The sequence below is a fragment of the Rhodococcus chondri genome (assembly GCF_036327435.1).
Classification (GTDB): domain Bacteria; phylum Actinomycetota; class Actinomycetes; order Mycobacteriales; family Mycobacteriaceae; genus Rhodococcus; species Rhodococcus chondri.
Map to the genome: position 1 here is coordinate 1 of NZ_JAUZMZ010000022.1, position 23,309 is coordinate 23,309.

17 protein-coding genes are annotated in these 23,309 nt (G+C 66.9%); 8 read left to right on the forward strand and 9 right to left on the reverse strand.

From position 1 onward, the window contains the following. Window positions 1–1,498, reverse strand: a 1,498-nt coding sequence (locus Q8814_RS06115) for an acetolactate synthase (RefSeq protein ID WP_330151128.1), incomplete at its 3' end; no start/stop codon positions are given. A gap of 132 nt (window positions 1,499–1,630) precedes the next feature. After that, window positions 1,631–2,281, reverse strand: a complete 651-nt coding sequence (locus Q8814_RS06120; RefSeq protein WP_330151129.1) for a hypothetical protein — start codon at window positions 2,279–2,281, stop codon at window positions 1,631–1,633. 14 nt (window positions 2,282–2,295) lie between these two features. Here Q8814_RS06120 and Q8814_RS06125 point away from each other — a divergent pair, with 14 nt between their 5' ends. Next, window positions 2,296–2,928, forward strand: a complete 633-nt coding sequence (locus tag Q8814_RS06125; protein ID WP_330151130.1) for an HNH endonuclease — start codon at window positions 2,296–2,298, stop codon at window positions 2,926–2,928. Between the two features lie 367 nt (window positions 2,929–3,295). Here Q8814_RS06125 and Q8814_RS06130 read toward each other — a convergent pair whose 3' ends face one another. After that, window positions 3,296–4,327 (reverse strand): FAD-dependent monooxygenase, encoded by a 1,032-nt coding sequence (locus Q8814_RS06130; protein ID WP_330151131.1) that lies wholly within the window; start codon window positions 4,325–4,327, stop codon window positions 3,296–3,298. A 70-nt stretch (window positions 4,328–4,397) separates the two neighbouring features. Between Q8814_RS06130 and Q8814_RS06135 the strand changes: the two genes are divergently transcribed. The 3 genes from Q8814_RS06135 (at window position 4,398) to Q8814_RS06145 (ending at window position 11,312) form a co-directional block, all read left to right on the forward strand. After that, on the forward strand, window positions 4,398–4,967 hold the full coding sequence (locus tag Q8814_RS06135) for a TetR/AcrR family transcriptional regulator (protein ID WP_330151132.1): 570 nt from the start codon (window positions 4,398–4,400) through the stop codon (window positions 4,965–4,967). 305 nt (window positions 4,968–5,272) lie between these two features. Continuing rightward, complete coding sequence (gene gltB / locus Q8814_RS06140; RefSeq protein WP_330151133.1) at window positions 5,273–9,868, forward strand: glutamate synthase large subunit; 4,596 nt, start codon at window positions 5,273–5,275, stop codon at window positions 9,866–9,868. Continuing rightward, window positions 9,861–11,312, forward strand: a complete 1,452-nt coding sequence (locus tag Q8814_RS06145) for a glutamate synthase subunit beta (RefSeq protein WP_330151134.1) — start codon at window positions 9,861–9,863, stop codon at window positions 11,310–11,312. Before gltB ends, Q8814_RS06145 begins: the two co-directional genes overlap by 8 nt. A gap of 111 nt (window positions 11,313–11,423) precedes the next feature. On the opposite strand, the gene Q8814_RS06150 is transcribed toward Q8814_RS06145, so the two are convergent. The 6 genes from Q8814_RS06150 to Q8814_RS06175 form a co-directional block, all read right to left on the reverse strand. Continuing rightward, entirely contained in the window at window positions 11,424–13,436 is a 2,013-nt protein-coding gene (locus tag Q8814_RS06150; protein WP_330151135.1) for a sensor histidine kinase, read from the reverse strand. A gap of 61 nt (window positions 13,437–13,497) precedes the next feature. Next, window positions 13,498–14,454: an NAD(P)H-dependent flavin oxidoreductase gene (locus Q8814_RS06155; protein WP_330151136.1), complete on the reverse strand. Its 957-nt coding sequence runs from the start codon at window positions 14,452–14,454 to the stop codon at window positions 13,498–13,500. An 11-nt stretch (window positions 14,455–14,465) separates the two neighbouring features. Further along, the gene (locus Q8814_RS06160) at window positions 14,466–15,998 is read right to left on the reverse strand and encodes a class I adenylate-forming enzyme family protein (RefSeq protein ID WP_330151137.1); all 1,533 of its coding nucleotides are present in this window, start codon (window positions 15,996–15,998) and stop codon (window positions 14,466–14,468) included. Continuing rightward, window positions 15,995–16,201, reverse strand: coding sequence for a hypothetical protein (locus Q8814_RS06165; RefSeq protein ID WP_330151138.1), 207 nt, complete (start codon window positions 16,199–16,201; stop codon window positions 15,995–15,997). Before Q8814_RS06165 ends, Q8814_RS06160 begins: the two co-directional genes overlap by 4 nt. A gap of 53 nt (window positions 16,202–16,254) precedes the next feature. Then, a complete protein-coding gene (locus tag Q8814_RS06170; RefSeq protein ID WP_330151139.1) occupies window positions 16,255–17,448 on the reverse strand; it encodes an acetyl-CoA C-acyltransferase in 1,194 nt (397 codons plus the stop codon). Between the two features lie 128 nt (window positions 17,449–17,576). After that, a complete protein-coding gene (locus tag Q8814_RS06175) occupies window positions 17,577–18,518 on the reverse strand; it encodes a winged helix-turn-helix transcriptional regulator (protein WP_330151140.1) in 942 nt (313 codons plus the stop codon). Window positions 18,519–18,667: 149 nt separating this feature from the next. Between Q8814_RS06175 and Q8814_RS06180 the strand changes: the two genes are divergently transcribed. The 4 genes from Q8814_RS06180 to Q8814_RS06195 all read left to right on the forward strand — a co-directional run bounded on the left by Q8814_RS06180 (window position 18,668) and on the right by Q8814_RS06195 (window position 23,309). Continuing rightward, window positions 18,668–19,888 (forward strand): acetyl-CoA acetyltransferase, encoded by a 1,221-nt coding sequence (locus Q8814_RS06180; RefSeq protein WP_330151141.1) that lies wholly within the window; start codon window positions 18,668–18,670, stop codon window positions 19,886–19,888. Window positions 19,889–19,903: 15 nt separating this feature from the next. Continuing rightward, window positions 19,904–21,421: a carotenoid oxygenase family protein gene (locus Q8814_RS06185; protein WP_330151142.1), complete on the forward strand. Its 1,518-nt coding sequence runs from the start codon at window positions 19,904–19,906 to the stop codon at window positions 21,419–21,421. Window positions 21,422–21,483: 62 nt separating this feature from the next. Beyond that, window positions 21,484–22,263 (forward strand): YncE family protein, encoded by a 780-nt coding sequence (locus Q8814_RS06190; RefSeq protein WP_330151143.1) that lies wholly within the window; start codon window positions 21,484–21,486, stop codon window positions 22,261–22,263. A 92-nt stretch (window positions 22,264–22,355) separates the two neighbouring features. Further along, window positions 22,356–23,309 carry a cutinase family protein gene (locus tag Q8814_RS06195; RefSeq protein ID WP_408015844.1) on the forward strand — a complete coding sequence of 318 codons (954 nt, stop codon included), beginning with the start codon at window positions 22,356–22,358 and terminating at the stop codon, window positions 23,307–23,309.

Consider the following 23,309-nt stretch of genomic DNA (forward strand, 5'->3'; position numbering starts at 1 on the left):
GAGCCACCTGGTCGTACCGCGTACCGGGAGCGAGGTCGGCGGCGACGTCGTACCCGTACAGCAACTGCATCGGGCCCTTCTCCAGTCCCCACGCGGAGTTGTTGCCCACGACGATCACCATCGGCAATCGGTGCCGGACGGCGGTATCGATGTCCATCAGCGACATGCCCGCTGCGCCGTCGCCGAGCAGCAGCACCACCTGACTCGCCGGGCGTGCGATGCGTGCGGCGATCGCCGCTCCCAGCCCGGCACCGAGACACCCGTACGGGCCGGGATCGAGCCATGATCCCGGTCGGCGGGGTTCGACGAATTTGCCCGCGAACGAGACGAAGTCGCCGCCGTCTCCGATGACGACGGCATCGTCGGTGAGTCGCGGCAGCAACTCACCGTAGATGCGCGCCGGGTGGATCGGATCGGAGTCGGCGCCGAGCATCAGCGCGTCGTTCGCGGCCGCCGACGTGGCCTCGTCCTGCAATTGCCGGCGCCACGTGTCGGTATCGGGACGGCGGGGCAGAGCTGCGAGGATCCCGTCGAGGCACGCCGTGAGATCTCCTGCCGCCGACGCCGCGAGGAGCGCGTGTGCCGAAACCTGGCCGGGCGAGTCGGCCACGTGCACCACCCGGGCTTCCGGTGCCCCGTCGCGACCTCCGAACCGCCCGTATCCGAGCCGGAAGTCGAGCGGGGTTCCGACGACGATCACCAGATCGCAGGAACCCACCGCGGTGCGGCGCGCCTTCGTGACGAGCAGCGGATGCCCACCCGGAACCACTCCTCGGCCCATGCCGTTGGTGATCACCGGTACCCCGGTCTCGTCGACGAACCGCAACGCCGCTTCCTCTGCCCGGTCCGCCCACACGTCGGTGCCGAGAATCAGCAGCGGGCGCTGCGCATCCGCGAGCAGCAGTGCGATCTCCCCGAGCGCGTCGGTGTCCGGCTCGAGCCGGATCAGCTGCGGGGCGTCGATGCGCGGAGCGGTGACGCGGCCGAACAACTCGTCCATCGGTACATCCACGAACGCCGGTCCACGGTGCGACGACCGCGCCGCCGCGAATGCTGCATCGACAGTCGATGGCACCTCGGCAACCGTGCCCGCCGTCTCCGCCAGCTTGGTGATCGTGCGGAACAGAGGCGGCTGGTCGAGCTCTTGCAGACTCCCTGTGCCCCACCGCATATTCGGTGCGCGTCCACCCAGCACGACCAGGGGAGAGCCCGCGAAGTGAGCCTGGGTGACCGCGCTGACGCCGTTGGTGACGCCGGGCCCCGCGGTGAGAACCGCGAAGCCCGGATGCCGCTCGAGTTTGCCGGTGGCCTCGGCCGCGAACACGGCGGTCTGTTCGTGACGCACGTCGACGAGCCGCATCCGCGCTTCGCCCTTCACCGCAGCGTCGTACAGCGGGAAGACATGTGCGCCCGAGAGCGTGAACATCGTTTCGACGCCGTGGGCGCGGGCCACCGCGGCGGCATGATCGCCGCCGTGCCCTTCCAGTTCCGGACTCATGCGCCGAACGGTACGAGGCCCGGCACTTCTCCGGGAGCGAATCGAGCTGATGCATTCGGACGCGGAGGCATCACAGGCCGACGACCAGAGTTGTGGATCGGTGGAGTACGTGGACTGTCCAGACGGGAGATATCAGGAAATCGGTGCAGGGCACTGACCGGTTTGCGCGCCGATCGAGTTGATTTCTGCGTTCGATCGAGGATCGCCCGCATAGTCGATTTGGTTCGTGCATCGGTCGTCGGGCACGGCATTCGGGTCGGGAATGGTTACACCGGAAGGGTATCGGCAGACGGTCCCGTCACACACCGGCGTATTCGCGTCGACTTCGCCTTGAAGAACTTCGTCGTGGACGGACTGGCAGTAGTCGGAGTATCCAGTGACGGTACCGTCCGACCAGTACGTCTCGATCGGCCCGAGCCCCATCTGACAGTCGATGATGTAGGGCTCTTCGACAATTGCTGCTTCGGTCGGTGCCGTTTCGAGTACAGCCGGGGGTGTCGTCTGAGGTGGTACCGGAGGAACCGGTGCGGCTGATCTCGTGTCCAGCGTCGGCGTGGGTGTCGCCGGTGGTGGCTGAAGCGTGGGTTCGGCGGTTGTTGCACTCTCGACGGTAGTGGAGCTCGAGGTGACCGGCTGCGGTGAGTTGGGAGTGTCGTTGAGGCCGCAACCTGCAAGCGCGGCGCAGAGGCAGGCGATCCCCGCGAGGCGCAGGGTGATTGGCATACCAGGTATGTCGATACCCCGACGTGGACTGTTACGTCCAACCTTGGGTGCCGCGGTCATTCTACGATCGGAGTATGGAGAGGCATGCGGACGGACCGGACGCTGTCTTGGACACCGGTGGCCGCGTTCTCGGCGACAAAGCCGACGTGCTCGCGCGCGTCGCTGCGGCGATAGACACGGGCGATCTCGACCGAGGCCGCCGGATTCTGCGTACCGAGTACCCGTTTGCCCCGGTAGCGAAGAACTCGCGCAAGTACACCGATCGGCAGTGCCTGCGAGTGTTCTACCGGGATGGGTTCCTCGACCGCTACAGCGGCGCCAAACTGGTGCACCCGGGAGCGCTGCGCTCGCTGTCGCTGGTCATGCCTGAGGAGTTCCCGGCACATCCTAATTGGTCGATGACGCAGTCACATTTCGCGTTCTGGGAGTTGTTCCCGACTATCGATCATCTGGTACCGGTAGCCCGGGGTGGCGCAGACGAGGAGGCGAACTGGGTGTCGACCTCGATGCTGCGTAATTCCGCCAAGGCGCACTGGACGCTCGACGAGCTCGGTTGGGGGCTCGTCGAGCGGGGTGACCACACCCGGTGGGACGGATTGGCCGGGTGGTTCCTGGACTACGTTCGGGCGCATCCGGAGCTGATGGACGACAAGTACCTCGCGCGGTGGTTCCGCGCGACCGTCGACGTCTGCGCGCAATTGCCCTGACAGTCCTGTGCCGATCCCGCATCCAGCTCGGGCGACGCAAATGAAGAACGGGACGCGCCGGCACCATGGCGTCGATGACAGTTGCCGACGGAGCGCGCAGTCCGATGAGCCGCGCCGCCTGGGCGGTCTGCTGGCACATGTGGGTTGCCCCTGTCGATGATCTTCAAGCGCCCGTGAGGGACGGCCGTGGCGATGATCCGGCTGTTGACGAGCGGCACAAGCTGATCGCCGCCCCCGTGATCACGAGCACGGTATCCGAAGCGGGCGCAATCGCGATGTCCGGTTGTTACGAGCGGGATGGCAGTGCGAGCGACAGAAAATCTTCTCGAACAGAGCTTTCGGTATTTTCGATCGGCAAGTACTCACCTCAGGCGAACCGGGCGGCGGTTCCGACCACGGCGTTACGGAGGCCGGTGAGCCGTGTCGCGGTCGCGACACCGGCGACGAGGCGGGAGGCGCGCACCAGGCGCTGTGTGGGTCGCTTGCGGGCGCGGTCGTACCGGCGCAGCGCCTCGGGGACAGGGTGCTCGGACAGCAGGACGGCGAGGGTCGCGCCGTCGACCATGGCCTCGCAGGCGCCGCGGCCGAGATTCGGCGCCATCGCGTGGGCTGCATCGCCCAGCAGGGCGACGTTGCCGCGAACGTACGACGGCAGCGGCGGTGATTCGTAGAGGTCGTGGTGCAGCACCGCCGCGGGATCGATCCGGTCGAGGATGCCGTGCACGGCGGGGTGCCAGTCGCGGTACCTCGCGCGCAGTGTGTCGATGTCGCCGTTGGAGCCGGCCGGGGCACGAACTGCCGCGAACCAGTTGGTGAGGTCGCCGTCGCGCGGCGTGATCCCGAAGAGAGCTCCCGGCCCCCACGTCTCGCTCATGGTGGTGACGCTTCCGGGCACCCAGCCTCGCCACGCGGTGTATCCGGTGTAGGTGGGCCGGAACGCCGGCCCGAACAATCGGTCCCGCATCGCGCTGTTGATCCCGTCGCAGCCGAGGACGACGTCGTACGCGGCGAGGTCGGGCATGGCCGGTGCCGCTGTGCCGAATTGCAGCACGTGGGCTGGGAGGTTCTCGGCGAGCAGCGTGAGAAGGGCGGGCCGGGACAGCAGGACCGCGGGCCGCCGGATGTTCTCGAGTCGGCCGATCACGCGGCCGTCCCAGGTGAGGGCCGTGCCGGATCGCTGCAGGACGCCGAGCTTCTCGGCGTGTCCGGACAGTCCGGCGGTGGCGAGCGCGTCGAGGGCTTCGGGCCACAGGCCCAGCGCGGTCTCGGTGTCGGGGAGTGACGAAGAGCGTTCGAAGACGTCCACGTGCCAACCGCGCCGGATGAGCGCGTTCGCTGCGGTCAGTCCGCCGATTCCGCCACCGAGGACCGCGGCCTTTCCCCTGTGCGTCATGGTCATGCTCCCAATTTACTACGGATGTAGTGCCCAAGTCACTACTGTTGTAGTGGAAACCCGTAGAATCGGGGCCGTGACCGACAAACGCACCGCCGTATTGGATGCCGCGATCGACCTGCTCGGCACCGACGGTCTCCGCGCGCTCACGCACCGCCGCGTCGACCTGGGCGCGGGAGTGCCGGCCGGTTCCACCTCCAACTACTTCCGCACCCGGCGAGCCCTCGTCGAAGGCGTTCTCGACCGGCTCCTCGAACGCGACAGGGCAGACGCGGAAGCGCTGGCCGGAGCCGCACCCCCATGCGACGCACGCGAACTCGAAGATCGTGTACACCGGTATGTGATGTTCGCGACCGGGGCCGGAGCGGTGAGAACCCGGGCACGTTTCGCGATGTTCGTCGAAGCCATGGCCGTGCCCGATCTGCGGGCCGGCGTGGAGGCTCGGCGCAGCGAACTGCGCGCCTGGATCGGAGCGCAACTGGCGGCGATCGGGATCGAGGACCCCGGATCCGCCGCCCGGATTCTCATCGACTACCTGGACGGCATGATCCTGCACCGATTGACCGCGGGTGGTGACGATCCGGACCCGAGGCAATCGATTCGTCACATGGTCGAGGCGATCGTACGAACAGAATCGGTCCGGTAAGGTCCACGCTTCGCTCGTGTTACACCGGCGTTTCCGCACTTCGCGGGGGTAGTAGGGCAGGCTGGCTTGCATTACCCCGGGTGGCCTGGCATATCGTTTCGATCAGCACGGTGGGCCCACGATGTCCCGCCGTCCGTCAGGTCTCGCCCGAGCTGCATGAAAAATGCACCCGCACCGTCGCGGATGGGCGGATACTGACGGGGTCGAAGGTATCGGCGCACCCGGGCCGATACCCGTGTCTACGGCAGTAGATGGCCATCAGCGCTGCTGGTCGTCGGTGCTATCCCATGCAACGAAGGCTAGGTATGAAGCATCTTCCCGGGCCTCAAGGGCTCTATCACCCGGCGAACGAGCACGATTCATGTGGTGTGGCGTTTGTCGTCGACATGCACGGTCGTCGCAGCCGGGACATCGTCGAGAAGGCGATCACGGCCCTCGTGAACCTCGAACATCGGGGAGCGGCGGGCGCAGAACAGAACACCGGTGACGGCGCCGGCATCCTGATCCAGATCCCCGACGCCTACTTCCGTCAGGTCGTCGATCTCGAACTCCCTCCCGAGGGCGCCTACGCGACCGGTATCGCGTTCCTTCCCAAGGGCACGGACGCAGCCGACACGGCCGCCGCCGCGGTGAGCAAGATCGTCGAGGAAGAGGGCCTCGAGGTCCTCGGCTGGCGTGAAGTGCCGGTCGACGAAACCGAACTGGGGTCGATGGCCAAGGACGCCATGCCCACGTTCCGGCAGATCTTCATCGCCTCCGGAGCCCGCGCCCTGACCGGTCTCGAACTCGAGCGTCGCGCGTACGTCGTGCGCAAGCGCACCGAGCACGAACTCGGTCACGAAGGGGCGGGCAAGGACGGTCCCGGTAGCGAGACCGTGTACTTTCCGAGTCTGTCGGCATCGACCATCGTCTACAAGGGCATGCTCACGACCCCGCAGCTGAAGGGCTTCTACCGCGATCTGCAGGACGAGCGCGTCGAATCCGCCCTCGGTCTCGTGCACTCCCGCTTTTCCACCAACACGTTCCCGTCGTGGCCGCTCGCGCACCCCTTCCGGCGCGTCGCGCACAACGGCGAGATCAACACAGTGGTCGGCAACGCCAACTGGATGCGTGCCCGCGAAGCACTCATCGAGTCCGACGTGTTCGGTGGCCGCGACAAGCTCGACAAGATCTTCCCCGTCTGCACCCCCGGTGCTTCGGACACCGCGCGTTTCGACGAGGTGCTCGAGCTCCTGCACCTCGGTGGCCGCAGCCTGCCGCACGCCGTGCTGATGATGATCCCGGAAGCCTGGGAGCGGCACGAGAGCATGGACCCGGCCCGCAAGGCGTTCTACGAGTACCACTCGGCGCTCATGGAGCCGTGGGACGGCCCCGCCTCGGTGTGCTTCACCGACGGCACCGTCATCGGAGCCGTGCTCGACCGCAACGGCCTGCGCCCGTCGCGCGCCTGGGTCACCGACGACGGACTCGTCGTCATGGCATCCGAAGTCGGTGTGCTCGACATTCCGGCCGAGAAGATCGTCAGCAAGCGCCGGCTGCAGCCGGGCCGCATGTTCCTCGTCGACACGGCCAAGGGCCGCATCGTCGAAGACGAGGAGATCAAGCGCGAACTCGCCGCCGAGCACCCCTACCAGGAGTGGATCGAGAACGGCGTCACCCGGCTCGAGGACCTACCGCAGTCCAAGTACACCTACATGTCGCACGAGCGGGTTGTGTTGCGCCAGCAGGTGTTCGGATACACCCGCGAAGAAGTCGACCTTCTCGTCAAACCGATGGCCGCGACCGGTGGCGAGGCATTGGGCTCGATGGGCACCGACACGCCCATCGCGGTGCTCTCGTCGCGCCCACGCAACCTGTTCGACTTCTTCTCCCAGCTGTTCGCTCAGGTGACGAACCCGCCGCTCGATGCAATCCGTGAAGAGATCGTCACCAGCATGGGTGGCATGCTCGGGCCCGAGGGCGACCTGCTCAACCCCACGCCCGAATCGTGTCGGCAGATCTTGATCTCGGCGCCGGTCATCGACAACGACGATCTGCAGAAACTCATCCACGTCAACGACGAGAAGCAGTTCCCGGGCTTCAACAGCGTCATCATCCGCGGCCTCTACCCGGTCGCGGAAGGCGGCGAAGGTCTGCGTACGGCGCTGGAGAGCATCCGCTCGCAGGTGTCGCAGGCGATCGAGAAGGGCGTGCGCCTGATCGTGCTGTCGGACCGCGAGTCCGACGAGAAGCTCGCCCCGATCCCTTCTCTGCTGCTCACCTCCGCGGTGCATCACCATCTGGTCCGGGAGAAGACCCGCACTCAGGTCGGGCTGCTCGTCGAGGCCGGCGACGCCCGCGAAGTGCACCACATCGCCGCGCTGTGCGGGTTCGGTGCGGCGGTGGTCAATCCGTACATGGCGTTCGAGAGCATCGACGAGTTGCTCCAGAACGGCGACCTCCCCGAGGGCATGACCCTCGACAAGGCCATCGCCAACTACATCAAGGCTGCGTCCAAGGGCGTGCTCAAGGTGATGTCGAAGATGGGCATCTCCACCCTCGCGTCCTACACCGGTGCGCAGCTGTTCCAGGTGATCGGCCTGTCGCAGGAGCTCGTCGATGAGTACTTCACCGGGCTGCAGTCGCAGCTCGGCGGTGTGGGTCTCGACGAGATCGCCCACGACGTGGCTGCCCGCCACGGGGCGGCGTTCCTCGATCGCCCCTCCGAGCACGCGCACCGCGAGCTCGAGGTGGGTGGCGAATACCAGTGGCGCCGCGAGGGCGAATACCACCTCTTCAACCCCGACACGGTGTTCAAGCTGCAGCACGCCACCCGCACCGGTCAGTACTCGATCTTCAAGGAGTACACGAAGCTGGTCGACGACCAGTCCGAGCGACTCGCGTCGCTGCGCGGGCTGTTCGAATTCAAGAAGGGTGTGCGCTCACCGGTGCCGCTCGAGGAGGTCGAGCCGGCGACCGAGATCGTCAAGCGGTTCTCGACCGGAGCGATGAGCTACGGCTCGATCTCCGCCGAAGCCCACGAAACCCTCGCGATCGCCATGAACCGGCTGGGCGGACGCTCCAATTCCGGTGAGGGCGGTGAGAATCCGGCACGTTTCACGCCGGACGAGAACGGCGACTGGCGGCGTTCGGCGATCAAGCAGGTCGCGTCGGGCCGGTTCGGTGTCACGGCGCACTATCTGACCAACTGCACCGATATCCAGATCAAGATGGCACAGGGAGCCAAGCCCGGTGAGGGCGGGCAGCTGCCGCCGCACAAGGTGTACCCGTGGGTCGCCGAGGTGCGCGGTTCGACGCCGGGCGTCGGCCTGATCTCGCCGCCGCCGCACCACGACATCTACTCGATCGAGGATCTCGCACAGCTGATCCACGACCTGAAGAACGCGAACCCGCGGGCTCGTATCCACGTCAAGCTCGTGTCCGAGCTCGGTGTCGGTACCGTTGCTGCGGGTGTGTCCAAGGCGCACGCGGATGTCGTACTCATCTCCGGTCACGACGGCGGTACCGGTGCATCGCCGCTGACCTCGCTCAAGCACGCGGGTGCCCCCTGGGAGATCGGCCTGGCCGAGACCCAGCAGACCCTCATGCTCAACGGGCTGCGCGACCGCATCGTCGTGCAGGTCGACGGTCAGATGAAGACCGGTCGCGACGTGGTGATCGCCGCGCTGCTCGGTGGTGAGGAATTCGGTTTCGCCACCGCGCCTCTCGTCGTCTCGGGCTGCATCATGATGCGGGTGTGCCACCTCGACACGTGCCCGGTGGGTGTGGCGACGCAGAACCCGGTGTTGCGCAAGCGGTTCACGGGCGAGCCGGAGTTCGTCGAGAACTTCATGCTCTACATCGCCGAAGAGGTCCGCGAGTACCTCGCCGAACTCGGTTTCCGCAGCCTCGACGAGGCGATCGGCCAGGTCGACTGCCTCGACACCACCAAGGCCGTCGAGCACTACCGCGCGTCGAGACTGGACCTGTCGCCGTTGCTGACCAAGGTGAGCTCGCCGATCTTCGGTGAGCAGGACATGCACTGCACCAAGGAGCAGTACCACGCGCTGGACAAGGCGCTCGACAACGATCTGATCGCCAAGGCGCAGCCCGCCCTCGAGTCGGGTGCGCCGGTGACGATCGACACCGCGATCACCAATGTGAACCGCACGGTGGGCACGATGCTCGGGCACGAACTCACCAAGCGCTACGGCGGGGAAGGGCTGCCGGACAACACGATCGACATCACCTTCACCGGCTCGGCCGGCAACAGCTTCGGTGCGTTCGTTCCGAAGGGCATCACGCTGCGGCTGTTCGGTGACGCGAACGACTTCGTCGGCAAGGGACTTTCGGGTGGCCGCATCGTCGTGCGCCCGCCCGAGGACGCCGCGCCCGGATTCGTCGCCGAGGACAACATCGTCGCGGGCAACGTGATCCTGTTCGGCGCCACCGGCGGTGAGGTTCTCATCCGCGGTGTCGCCGGTGAGCGGTTCGCGGTGCGCAACTCGGGAGCCACGGCCGTCGTCGAAGGCGTCGGCGACCACGGCTGCGAGTACATGACCGGTGGCAAGGTGGTCGTGCTCGGTAAGACCGGCCGCAACTTCGGTGCGGGGATGTCGGGTGGTGTGGCGTTCGTGTACAACCCGGACAGCGATTTCGAAGCCAACCTGAATACCGAACTCGTCGACCTCGAAGACCTCGAAGGTGAGGACTTCGTCTGGCTCAAGGGAGCCGTCGAGCGGCATCGTGACGAAACGGGCTCCGAGGTTGCAGCCCGCATCCTGGCCGACTGGTCACAACAGGTCAGCCACTTCGCGAAGGTCATGCCTCGCGATTACAAGAAGGTACTCATGGCAATCAAGGACGCCACCATTCGTGGTGCGAACGTTGACGAAGCGATCATGGAGGCGGCTCGTGGGTGATCCAAGTGGCTTCCTCGAGCACGGTTCGCGCGAAACCCCGGTCCGCCGGCCGGTTCCGCTGCGACTGCTCGACTGGAAGGAGGTCTACGAGCCGTTTCCGCTCGAGACCCTCCAGGTTCAGGCGAGCCGGTGCATGGACTGCGGTATTCCCTTCTGCCACAACGGGTGTCCTCTCGGAAATTTGATTCCCGAGTGGAACGACCTGACCTACAAGGGCAAGTGGGAAGACGGCATCGAGCGTCTGCACGCCACCAACAACTTCCCGGAGTTCACCGGGCGGCTGTGCCCGGCGCCGTGCGAGGCATCGTGTGTCCTGGGCATCAACCAGGACCCGGTGACCATCAAGCAGGTCGAACTCGAACTGGTCGAGAAGGCGTTCGCGGACGGCCGGGTCAAGCCGGTTCCGCCGTCGAAGCTCACCGGCCGCAAGATCGCCGTGGTCGGTTCCGGTCCCGCCGGTCTTGCTGCCGCACAGCAGCTCACGAGGGCCGGGCACACCGTGACGGTGTTCGAGCGGGCCGACCGCATCGGCGGCCTGCTGCGGTACGGCATCCCCGAATTCAAGATGGAAAAGCATTTCATCGACCGTCGTCTCGCGCAGATGGAGGCCGAGGGCACCATCTTCAAGACCGGTATCAACGTGGGTGTCGACATCACCGCCGACGAATTGCGCGAGCAGTTCGACGCGGTCGTCCTCGCCGGTGGTGCCACCCTCGCGCGCGACCTGCCCATCCCGGGCCGGGAGCTCGACGGGATCCACCAGGCGATGGAATTCCTGCCCATCGCCAACCGGGTTCAGCTCGGCGACCTGCCCGCGCCGACGATCACGGCCGAGGGCAAGAAGGTCGTCATCATCGGTGGCGGCGACACCGGCGCCGACTGTCTGGGCACCTCGCACCGCCAGGGCGCGGTGAGTGTGCACCAGTTCGAGATCATGCCGCGTCCGCCGGAGCAGCGTGCCGAGTCGACCCCGTGGCCGACGTACCCGCTCATGTACCGGGTCTCGTCCGCGCACGAGGAGGGCGGCGAACGGGTGTTCTCGGTCAACACCGAACGGTTCGCGGGTAAGGACGGCAAGGTCACCGCTCTGCAGGCGCACGAGGTGCAGATGGTGAACGGGAAATTCGAGAAGGTCGAGGGCAGCGACTTCGAACTCGAGGCCGACCTCGTGCTGCTGGCGATGGGCTTCGTCGGACCCGAGAAGCCGGGACTTCTCACCGATCTGGGCGTGGACCTCAACGAGCGCGGCAACGTCGCCCGCTCGCCGGAATGGTCCACCAATGTCGACGGCGTGTTCGTTGCCGGCGACATGGGCCGCGGACAGTCGCTGATCGTCTGGGCCATCGCCGAGGGGCGCGCGTGTGCCGCGGCGGTCGATCGGTACCTCGAGGGAGCAACGGCGCTTCCCGTGCCGATCACCACGAGCACGATGCCGCAGCGCTGAGGCATAGTCACAACGAGGAGGGCGCGGGTACCGGACAATTCCGGTACCCGCGCCCTCTTCGTCGGGGTCTCGTGCGCGGCGCTCACCCGGTCGAAGTCACCCCGGTCGAAGTCACCAAGGATCGCCCGAGCGGTGTGAGGTGACGACTCCTATCCGTCCACTCGGATGCGGATCCTGTGCGGGCTGGTTCCGCCGCTGCGCGGGACCGTGGCTGTGGCGATGTGCCGCTTCGTCCGGGGAGCGCAGTCGCCGAGGCCGCTCCGTCAACGGTTCGGGGTTGGTGAACCGGACCTCGGTGAGCAACACCGCCGGGAAGTACACCGACGCGGTGATTCCGGCATTGGTGTCCGTATCGAAGGTTGGACGCAGGCGCACGCTGATGCCGTTTCGAGCGGCCAGTCGCCCCACCACGAACAGACCCATCCGGCGCGGTGCGTGAATCTGAGCATCGTCGCCGGCGGCGAGTCGAGCATTGATCTCGTCCAGAACGTCCGGTGGTGCACCGATGCCGCAGTCGGCGATCTCGAGTAGTAGTCCGCCACCCACGGCTTGGGAGAATTCGAACTTGACAGCGCAATCGGAGGGCGAGGCACGAAGTGCGTTGTCGACGAGTTCGGCGACCAGGTGGACGACGTCGGTGACGGCAGATCCGGTGAGGTAGCCGTACGGAGCATTGCCGATCCGCACTCGCTGGTAATTCTCGACCTGCGAGACCGCACCCCGCAGCACGTCTCCGAACGGAGTCGGAGCAGTGCGCGTGCGCGGCCGGGTGCCCGAGAGCACGAGCAACGAGTCGCCGGTGCGGCGCATACGTGCGGCAAGATGGTCGAGCGCGAACAGGTTTTGCAGTCGGACCGGGTCCTTCTCCTCGTGCTCGAGTGAATCGATGAGTGAAAGTTGCTGATCGACAAGGTTCTTGTTGCGACGAGCGAGGGTTTCGAGCATCGTCGAAACCTGCTGCCGCAGGTGTGCCTGTTCGCCGGCCAATCGCAGCGCTTCGGAGTTCATGGAGTCCACGGCGCGAGCGAGTTCTCCGAATTCTTCTTCGGTGTGCACATCGATGGGGGCCAGTTCGACCGTGGTGACGTCTGCGCCTTCCTTGACCGCCGCGATGGCGGCCGGCAATTCCCGGTGTGCGGCACCGAGAACGCCCTCGCGGAGCTTCCGGATCAGGATCGACAGTGCGCGTGCCACGAGCAGGGCGATGGCGAGAGCGGCCGCAAGCATTGCGCCGACGAGGATGCTGTCGCGGGTGGCGTCGGATCGCGCGTCCGAGGTGAGCCGGTCGAGGGTCGTCGTGATGCGTTCGACGGCGGCTCGGTTGGTCTCCTGATACGGCGTGTAGGCGTTGAGCATCGCATTGCGGAGGTCTTCACCCGCAGCGACGCTGGGAGTGAAATTATCGATCAGCGCCCGCTTCTGCTCGACGTTGGCAAGCATCTGCTCCACCTGGCCGGTGTCGAGCGATGTGTCGCGCAGGAGACCGAGGGTGGACTCTTCGGTGTTCAGGGCGTTCCGAGCCTGGAGTCGGGCGGCTTCGGGATTGGTGGCGAAAACCGCGAGCGCATTCATCTGGTCGAGCATCGTCCGCTGGGCGTTCCAGGCGGTGAGCATGTTCGTGCCGTCGGTGAGTACTTCGGTGTCTTCTGTGAGGTCGAGCAGCATGCGGAACGTCGCCTCGCATCGGACGAGGAAGTCGACCGTGCGCCTGCGGAGTTCTTCCGGGGGAAGGGAGCCGCCCTGGAGGGTGCTGTAGAGCGCCTGTCCTTGCTCCAGGAGCAGCGTCAGATTCTCGGAGATGCGAGGATCGAAATCACCCGCCACCGCGAGAGCGCGCACGTTCCTGATCGATTCGGTGACCTCTTCGGTCACGTCGTCCGTGCTCAACCCGAGGCTTCTCGCCGTCGACGAGCTCACGACGTAATTGGAGAAGCCGAACAGTGCCGGGATCACGGCGACCTGCTCGGAGAGGGTCTCGAACCGGTTCGCTTCGTCGAGCTGCGAGGTAACGCGCAGGCCGCCCAGCGCAATCGCGACCAGCAGTGGGATGGTCAGGACTCCCGCGAGCTTGTAGGGCAGACGCCAGTCCATCGGGTTGAGCGAGAGCTTCTTTCGTCTACCCACAAGCGTGAGTCCTTCCGGATGTCTTCTTGCGCGGAGTTGCGAGGAGCCCTGTGACGAGGCACTAGCGCAGATGCAGGTCGGTGAAGCGGCTCGTCGCGGCCGAGTATTCGGTCACGAGATCGTCGACGACGGCCTTCACCGGCGTCACGCCGTCGATGAGACCGAGGCCTTGGCCCGCAGCCCAGATGTTCTTCCACCGCCCCTGTACATCACCACCGGCGTTGTAATCGCGGGTGGCCGGGGCGGTGAGCGCGTCGGGATCGAGCCCGTTCGCGATCAGGCTGGGGCGCAACCACGAAGCAGCGGTTCCGGTGATGCCGGAACTGACGACGAGGTCGTCCGGGCCGTGCTCGACCACCATGCGTTTGTAGTCCGCAGACGCCATGCTCTCCGTAGCGGTGAGGAAACGGGTGCCCATGTACACCAGGTCGGCACCGGCCGCGACAGCACCTGCCACACCCCAGCCGTCGGCGATGCCGCCACCGACGACGAGGAGCCCGTCGAAGAACTGACGGACGGCGGAGACGAACGCGAACGGTGACAGATGCCCGGTGTGGCCGCCGGCGCCCGCCGAGATGCAGGCGAGCCCGTCCACACCGAAGCCCGCGGCCTTACGGGCCAGCCGGACCGACACCACATCGGCGAGCACCGACCCGCCGTATCCCTTGACCGTCTCCATCACCGGTTCCGGAGACCCCAGCGCGGTGATGACCACGGGGGGACGGTGTGCGGCAACAAGGCGCAGGTCTTCGTCGAGCCGCTGATTGGAGCGGTGGGTCACCAGGTTCACCGCCCACGGCGCGGCGTCCCGGCCCGCGGTCGCGACACCGTCTGTGATCGTCCCCATCCATTCGTCGAGTTCGGCAGTCGTGCGGCAGTTGGGCGTGGGGAACGACCCCACGATCCCCGCCGCGCTTGCCGCTACGACGAGCTCCGGACCCGACACCAGGAACATCGGGGCCGCGACCACCGGCACCCGCAGCCGCGCGGGGAGGGGATGCCGAGCGGATCGTGGCATCACGGACACGCTCATTTCGATTCCAGGAGATCGGTTCGGATGTGCCGGCGCAGGAGCTTGCCGACGGCGTTGCGAGGCAGGGTGTCGACGAGCTCGATGCGCTCGGGCAGTTTGAACGACGCGATGTCGCGTGCACGAAGATGCGCCGTGAGGTCGTCGAGCGTCGGGGTGGCCCCCGCGGAGGGGACCACGACCGCGCAACACTTTTCGCCGAGTACGTCGTCCGGGACGCCGACGATTGCGACTTCGGACACGGCCGGATGGTCCTGCAGCAGCCCCTCGATCTCCGCCGGGGCGATGTTCATGCCACCCCGGATGATGATCTCCTTGATGCGATCGACGAACCGCAGGTACTCGCCGTGGTCACCACACAGCTCGAATACGTCGCCACTGCAAAGGAAGCCGTCCTCGTCGAACGGGGACGCGGCCGCGGTGCCTTCCAGGTAACCGCCGAACACCGTCGGGCCCTTCAACCGGAGTTCGCCCCGGCCGCCGATGGTATCGACCACGACACCGGTGAGGGGATCGACCAGGCGCACCTCGGTGCTGCGGCTCAGGCGCACCACCCACGAACGGTCCGGCGCTGCATAGTTCGGCAGGTGCTGAGCACGGACCGTCGGGTCCGGGATGTCGCCCGGAGCACCGAGAAGACACACTCCCTCGTTGGATCCGAAGAAGTTGATCACTTCGACGCCGTGGTCGTTCTGCCACGCCTCCACGACGGGCGGCGGAAGCGGAGCGCCGCCGGCCCCGACACGCTGGAGCGACGAAAGATCGAATTTTCCGCGCAGGTCGTCGTTTTGCAGCAGCATCGTCAGGATTGCCGGGGGCATGGTCGTGTGGGTGGCACGGTGTTGCTGGATCTGCCCCAGATAGACGGCGATGTCGAGGGGATGGTGATGGACGAGGTGCCCTCCGCCGATCAGCCAAGGTAGCAGCGCGGCGGCGAATCCGGCCATGTTGACCAGCGGGAACGGGTTGACCAGGACCGACTCTTCGGTGGTGCCGAGGCCGTCCTGCACGCCTTGGCCGACGGCCAGCCAATCCGCGTGGCACCGCGGGACCCCCTTGGGGGCGGCTTCGGTGCCGCTGGTCCAGCAGATCGTCACTCGATCGTTGATCGTCAGGTGCAGCCCCGACGCGTAGGTACTTGCCGCGACGAGGTCGTCGCGGGGCACGGTGGCCGGCTCGATCTCTACGGCCCCGGACGGCACGTCCGGCCCGAAAGCGAACACGGTGTGCAGGCGGTCGTGCTCGGTGGTCGGATCGAGTGCCTCGGCGGCCATCGCCCGATCGCCGAGCCTGCCGGTCGTGATCACCGCGACCGCGTCGCATGCCCGGACGATGCCGGAAAGCTCGTGGCGCCGATACGATACCGGCATCGGGGTGGCCACGGCGCCGAGACGCCACAGCGCCAGATACGTGGCGGTGAGCGCGATCGAGTTCGGTATCTGCACAGCGACCGTATCGTCCTGGCGAATACCGCTCGAATACAGCACGGCGGCAATGCTCTTCGCGTGCTCGTCCAGTTGCTGCCAGGTCATCGAATTCGGTTCTGCACGGTGAGGTCCACCAGATTCGCCGGGTCGGTGGTCGCGGCACTGTCTGCCCGGCGCGCGACCCACGCGTCGAACAGATCCAGCATCGTCTCCGGCTGCCACCAGCCGCGGTCGAGGTAGTCGCGCACCTTGTCGTCGGAGTGGCATGCGCGTGGCGAACGTGTAGCAGAGTTGAGCGTTTCGGACATCGGTCGACCTTTCAGACGAGATCGGCTTCGGACAGCAGCTTCGGGCTTCGCGCTCAGACGCGGCGCAGGACGATCGCTGCGCCGAGGCCCAGGGCAGCGGGAATGGTCACGAGCGCGTGCTCGCCGCCGGTGCGCTCGAGCTGATCGAGGGCGTGGGCGACGAGAATGCCTCCGGTCGCGCCGAGAGGGTGCCCGACCGCCAGGGCCCCTCCGTGCGGATTGACGCGCGCCGGATCGAGATCCAATTCCTCGATCATCATCAGGGGGGTGACAGCGAACGATTCGTTCACCTCGACCACGTCGAGATCCGCGGCGGTGATGCCGGCGCGGCCGAGTGCGCGACGCGAGGCCTCGACCGGCGCGGTGAGCAGCGGTGACCGTACCGCGGTCTGGGCGGTGCCCACGATCTCTGCGCGCGGCGGCCGCCCGAGTGCCGCGCTCGCAGCGGGATTTCCGATCAGAACGGCCGACGCCCCGTCGACGAGCTGCGGGGCGGTCGCCACGGTGTGCAGTCCCGCGGCCGGTCGCGGCGAGTCCGGAAGCCGCCGGGCCACGCGTTCCCACGCCGGGTCGTCGCCGAAGAGCGCGGGCAGCGCGGCCAGCTCGTCGAGCGTGACGCCGGGCCGGATGCCCTCGTCCGAGGCCAGTTCACCGCCGTCGGTGGGCACGGAGACCATCGAAGGCGCGGCGGGAGCCGCCGCGGCCCGCCGATGGGACTGCACCGCGTATGCGTCGAGGCTCTCGCGGGTGAATCCGTACCGGGCCGCGGTCAGGTCGGCGGACACTCCGATGGTCACGAACCCGGTGCGCTCGCCGAGCTCAGGGTCGACGGCGATCGCGGGAGAGTCGGCGAACATCGGTACGCGCGACATCGATTCGACACCCCCCGCGACGATCACGTTTGCTGCGCCCGAGGCCACACGCGCCGCCGCGCTCTCGATCGCGTCGAGACCGGAGCAGCACAACCGCGACACCACACCGCCGGGAACGGTGTCGGGCCAGTCCGCCCACTGCACCGCCGCCCGCGCCGGGTTGCCGGCGTGCTCACCGGTGACGGTGCTGATGCCGAGCAGGACGTCGTCGACCACCTCGGGTGCCGGCGACCGGGCGGCGAGCGCCGTGAGCAACCGGCCCACCAGTTCGACGGGAGTACGGCCCGCGAGGGTCCCTCCGGTCCTACGGACGCGGGCGCGGGGCAGGCGGAGGGCGTCGTAGATGTACACGGGGTCGAGCTGTGTTCGGGTCACTGGCGGCACCTTCGTCGAACGCGGGCGTGCGTTACCAGCAGCAATGCACACGCACATCACTACAATTACCGAAGTGATACCGGTCGCATCTGGCGGCTGTCAAGACCGCGCGGTGGGGACGTGTGTCGTTACGGCTGCGCGGGGGCGGATTCGATGCGTGCGGCAGTCCGGTCGAGCGGGGCGTCGCAGCCTCGGCACTGCAACGCCGGAGTCAGGATCGCGCCGCAACTCCGGTGCCGGATCCGCAGTGGGCCCCGGACGTCGGGATAGGCCTGGGTCGACCACCGGATCAGAAAGACGAAGACCCCGAACAGGGCTCGCCCGCGAGGGGTCAGCCGGTACTCGCGGTCGGAGCCGGCGGGCCGCTCGAGGATCTGCGCGGTGGACAACCGGGTGAGACGGTCGGTGAGTGTCGTGGGGGAGATGTCCAGGGCCGATCGGAACTCGCCGAATCGGCGCGCCCCGGCCAGCGCGAGACCCGTGATGGCACCGCTCCAGCGGTCGCCGATGGCTTCCATGACGGCGTTGAACTGCATATCCGTCCGCGACGAGTCGCGGGACCGGATACGCGTGGAGCGTCTGCGCGCTCCCGACGTGACCGTCCAGATGGCCTCGGCGTCCATCTCGATATCGGTGTCGTGGCCGGTGACCGTGCGGCCGCACGCGTCGCACATCACTACGGCCGGTCCGCGGTGCCCGCAGGCCGCGTGCACGAGATCGGGTTGCCAGGCACCTTCCGGTGTCCACTCGCGCTGCCAACCCCAGATGCACACCAGGATCTGCCAGGTGGAGGCGCCGAGATCGGTCAGCACGTACTCGTGTCGTTCCGGGGTGGTCGGCAGGGGCGAGCGCTGCAGCACACCCGCGTCCACCAGGGAGTTCAGTCGGTCGGTCAGGACGGACGACGGTGCGCCGGTGCGTTCGAGCCACTGGTTGAACCGTGTCGTGCCACTGACGAACGCGTGACCGAGCAGGGCGAGGGTGAGCCGATCGCCGAGCAGGTCGAGCGTGGCAGCGACCGGATTGACGGCGGGGGACCCACCATCCGGCGGCAACGGGCTGCGATTCACGGTTCACCTCTCCTGGCTGTCTGCTCCATTGCGATGCGGGAACCAAGATGCTTCAATAACTGTACTGAATCCGTCCCGGTGGCGCGCCACCCTGGTCACTCTTCCAATTCGAGCGCCACGCGTCGAACCGATACGAAAGCGACAACGAGATGACCCCATCGCAGGTGTGGATTGCCGGCGGCTACCAATCGGACTTCTCGCGGAACATCACGAGAGAGGGACTCGACATCGGCGATCTCACCGCCGAGGTCGTCACCCACACCCTCGACGACGCCGGAATCGGCGCAGGGGACATCGACGTCGTCCATGTGGGAAACGCCTTCGGCCAGCTCTACACCGGCCAGGGACATCTCGGCGCGATGCCCGCGTCGATGATGCCGGAGCTGTGGCACGTCCCGGCGACCCGGCACGAGGGTGCCTGTGCTTCGGGCTCCCTGGCGATTCTCGCCGCCATGGCGGACCTCGAATCCGGCCGGTACGACTGCGCGCTCGTCGTCGGTGTGGAACTCGAGAAAACCGTGCCCGGCGACATCGGCACGAACTACATGAGCCCCGCCGCCTGGGTCGGCAGGGAGGGGCAGGATGCGAAATACATGTGGCCCTACATGTTCGGCCGAATTGCGGACGAGTACACCGAGCGCTACGGCCTCGACCCCGCACACCTGTGGCGCATCTCCGAGCTCAACATCACCAATGCGAGCCGGAATCCCAATGCCCAGACCCGTACTCGCTCGTACCCGCCGGAGGCGTTCTCCGCGGACGACACCGCGAACCCGATCGTGGAAGGAAGCCTCCGCAAGATCGACTGCGGTCCCCTCACCGACGGCGCGGCGGGTCTCGTCCTCGTCAGCGACCGCTACGTCGAGCGGAACCCCGCGTTCGGTTCCCGGCCGCGTTCGCGCATCCTCGGATGGGGACACCGCACCGTCGGATTGTCGCTCGACGACAAACTCGCACGCAGTTCGGAGGGCGGCCTGATGTTCCCGCACCTGCGGGCCACCATCGACGACGCGTTCGGACGTGCCGGACTCGGGAACGTCGACGACGTCGACCTGATCGAGACGCACGACTGCTTCAGCATCAGCGAGTACCTCGCGGTGGACCACTTCGGACTCACTCCTCCCGGCGAGAGCTGGCGCGCCGTCGAATCCGCGGACCTCGAGATCGGTGGCCGGATGCCGATGAACCCCAGTGGCGGCCTGCTCGGCGGCGGGCATCCGGTGGGCGCCACGGGAGTCCGCATGGCGCTGGACTGCCACCGTCAGATCACCGGTACCGCAGGCGGCTACCAGGTCGAGGGGGCGCGCCGCGCAGCCACTCTCAACTTCGGAGGAAGCACCACCACAACCGTCAGCCTTGTCATCGGCTGATTCGAAGGAGAATTCATGGATCTCGAGATTCTGGGGCGCGCTCTGACGACGCTGCCCGCCGACGACGACCATCCCTACCGCACCGGTCCGTGGCGACCGCAGCACACCGAGCACCGGGCAGACGACCTCGAGGTGATCGGTGACCTTCCCGCGGATCTGGACGGGGTGTACATCCGGAACACCGAGAACCCGGTGCACCCCGCACAGCAGGGTCGCTACCACCCGTTCGACGGTGACGGCATGGTTCACGTCGTCGGGTTCCGCGACGGAAAAGCGTTCTACCGGAACCGGTTCGTGAAGACGGACGGTTTTCTCGCCGAACAGGATGCCGGGCGGGCACTGTGGGCAGGCATCGCCGAGAATCCCGCGAAGTCCGAGCGCACCGACGGGTGGGGTGCGCGCGGCAGGATGAAGGATGCGTCGAGCACCGACGTCACGGTGCACAACGGGGTGGCGCTGACCAGCTTCTGGCAGTGCGGCGACCTGTACCGGCTCGATCCCGCGTCGCTCGAAACGCTCGGCAAGGCGGAGTGGTGTGGCGATTTCCCGTCCGGTCTCGGTGTCTCGGCGCATCCCAAGGTCGACCCCCGCACCGGCGAGATGCTGTTCTTCAACTACGGCACCGACGCACCGTACATGCACTACGGCGTCGTCGATGCGTCGGACAAGCTCGTCCACTACACCGATATCGAGCTGCCCGGTGCGCGACTGCCGCACGACATGGCGTTCACCGAGAACTACGCGATCCTCAACGACTGCCCGCTGTTCTGGATCCCGGAGGCGCTCGCCGTCGGCAAGTACGTCTCGCGGTTCCATCCCGATCTCCCGATGCGTCTCGGAGTCGTTCCGCGCCGGGGGAACTCGGCCGACGTCATGTGGTTCGACGCGGCACCGACCTACGTACTGCACTGGACCAATGCCTACGAGGACGGCGACGAGATCGTTCTCGAAGGTTTCCATCAGGAGACGCCCGAACCCGAGGACACCGGCAACGGCTCGCTGTACGAGAGGATGTTCCGGTTCCTCGCGCTCGACAGGATGGGCACGCACCTGCATCGCTGGCGGCTGAACCTGCGTACCGGGCAGGTGAGGGAAGAACGGCTCTCCGAACGCATCACCGAATTCGGAATGATCAACTCCGGCCATCTCGGCGTACCGCACCGCTACACCTACGCCGCCACCGGACTGCCCGGATGGTTCCTGTTCGACGGTCTGGTCAAGCACGACACGGTGACCGGCGCGGAGGAGCACTTCGCTCTGGGCGAGGGGGTCTTCGCGAGCGAGACGGTGATGGCGCCGCGGATCGGATCGACCGGTGAGGACGACGGATATCTCGTCACGATGACGGTCGATATGAATCGGGACCTGTCCGAGTGCCTGGTCTTCGACGCCACGCGCCTCGCCGACGGTCCGCTTGCGCGCATCCGGCTCCCGGAGCGGATCAGTTCGGGAACCCACTCCACCTGGGCGGCCGGATCTGCGATCCCGGGCTGGCGTGACGCCGACCGTGCGGAAGACGCATTGCGCCTGTGATTCCCGCATTGCGCCGGTGATTCCCGCTGCCCTCGAGGGTCGCACCCGTTAGGGTCGTGCACATGACCGGTACGCGGAGCGTTACCAAGAGGACATGGACGGTGCTCGCGGTCGGTGTCGGCGCGGCCGCGATGGCGACGGGAACGGCCTCTCCTGCCGGATCGGATCCGTTGAGCGACTGCGTACGTAATGCCGGCGGCATCGTCTCGATCGACGGAGCCCCTCCTGTGCCACCGATTTTCGGCTTCGACGGTCCTCGGCTGCTCGGCGTCGAAGGGGGCAGCGGCAATGCCTGCATCACCAACGTCGGACCTGGCACCGTCCAGGTGACCCACCCGGTGGGGCGCGAACCGGGCCGGACCGACGCGTCGGGCGCGATCGTCGAAATGCGGGTCGACGGGGGCGTCGGTAACGTCGCGGTCACGAACCTCGGCGTCGGCTCGGTCACGGTCGATCGCAGCGAGGTCGCACCCGCCCCCGACACCGTCGCTGTTCCGGATCCGGTTCCGGGGATTCCGGAGTTGATTCTCGCCGCCGGCCACGACGGCGTCTTCGTCACCAACATCGGTACCGGCGCAGTGACGGTAATGGACTGGGACGCGTCTGCAGGCCCGCTCCCCGAAGAGTTGCCGGCTCCGCCCGGCATGGTGATCACCGACCCGGTTACCGGGAATGTGTACGTGACCAATCTGTTCGGTCCGGCGGTGACGGTCGTCGACCATCCCGGAGGTACCGGTTCGGTCGTCGACCGGCAGGTTCCCGGAACCGCGATCGATCACGGCACGAGCAACGTGTTCGTCACCAACATCGGGGGCGGGCCGGTCACTGTCGTGCGCCGGTAACCGGCGATACGCCGGCAAAACCCGCAATCTCGATCTTGTCGCCCACTATTATCACGTCCGGTTCACCGATGTGTCATATTCGTGATCAACACTTGCGTGACGACGGACACGACGACACGGGCAGGGGCATCGTGGTGGGGCTGAGAAAACTTCTGACGGTCGCGGCGGCAGCAGCGGCGGCGGTGGCCGGAACACTCGTGGCGGCACCTGCCGCACAGGCGAATCCGGGCGGATGCCCGACACTGAATGTCATCGCGGTTCCCGGAACCTGGGAGACCTCGAACACCCCCGACCCCGGGCGCGGTAACGGCATGCTCGCACAGGTCACGTCCGGGTTACCGCCCGGCGCCCGCGTCGATTATGTGCAGTATCCCGCGACCGCGTTCCCGTGGGAAGGCGATGTGTATGCCGCCTCGCGTACCAGGGCCGTCGACAATGCCCGCGGCCTGATCGCCGCGGCAGCAGCGCACTGCCCGCTCACCGACTTCGCGCTCGTCGGATACAGCCAGGGAGCCGACGCCGCAGGCGATCTCGCCGCCGAAATCGGTACCGGTATCGGTGTCGTCGGCCCGCACCGCCTCGTTGCCGTCGGCCTGCTGTCCGATCCGCGTCGCTCGGAAGCCGATGCGTTCATCGGTCCTCCGGTTCCGGGTAACGGGGCAGGAGGACCGCGGATCGGTGGATTCGGTCTGGTGAGCCCCAGCGTGCGCACGATCTGCGCCGTCGGCGACCTGTACTGCTCGACGCCCCGAGAAGATTACGTGACCCGGCTGGCGGGTTTCCTGGCGATCTCCGCGGGCAGCACACCGGCGGAACTCGAGAAGTACCGCGACGAGGCGAACCTTCTCTACAACGACATCATGGCGGGCGGTGGTCTCCCGACACTGCAGCTGCAGATCACGCCCGAGGCGAATGTGGAGCGCGAGAACAAGATCCGTCGATTCTACGAATCTCAGATCCACCAGGACTATTCGAACTACGTGGTCGACAACCGGGGCACCACCGCGACGAGATGGCTGCGGAACTGGCTGGCGTCGCAGGCCTGA

Coding starts and splice junctions, on each gene's coding strand:
- Q8814_RS06120 (WP_330151129.1), bottom strand. CDS start 2,281: ATGACCGCGGCACCCAAGGTTGGACGTAACAGTCCACGTCGGGGTATC.
- Q8814_RS06125 (WP_330151130.1), top strand. CDS start 2,296: ATGGAGAGGCATGCGGACGGACCGGACGCTGTCTTGGACACCGGTGGC.
- Q8814_RS06130 (WP_330151131.1), bottom strand. CDS start 4,327: ATGACCATGACGCACAGGGGAAAGGCCGCGGTCCTCGGTGGCGGAATC.
- gltB (WP_330151133.1), top strand. CDS start 5,273: ATGAAGCATCTTCCCGGGCCTCAAGGGCTCTATCACCCGGCGAACGAG.
- Q8814_RS06155 (WP_330151136.1), bottom strand. CDS start 14,454: ATGCCACGATCCGCTCGGCATCCCCTCCCCGCGCGGCTGCGGGTGCCG.
- Q8814_RS06160 (WP_330151137.1), bottom strand. CDS start 15,998: ATGACCTGGCAGCAACTGGACGAGCACGCGAAGAGCATTGCCGCCGTG.
- Q8814_RS06165 (WP_330151138.1), bottom strand. CDS start 16,201: ATGTCCGAAACGCTCAACTCTGCTACACGTTCGCCACGCGCATGCCAC.
- Q8814_RS06180 (WP_330151141.1), top strand. CDS start 18,668: ATGACCCCATCGCAGGTGTGGATTGCCGGCGGCTACCAATCGGACTTC.
- Q8814_RS06185 (WP_330151142.1), top strand. CDS start 19,904: ATGGATCTCGAGATTCTGGGGCGCGCTCTGACGACGCTGCCCGCCGAC.
- Q8814_RS06190 (WP_330151143.1), top strand. CDS start 21,484: ATGACCGGTACGCGGAGCGTTACCAAGAGGACATGGACGGTGCTCGCG.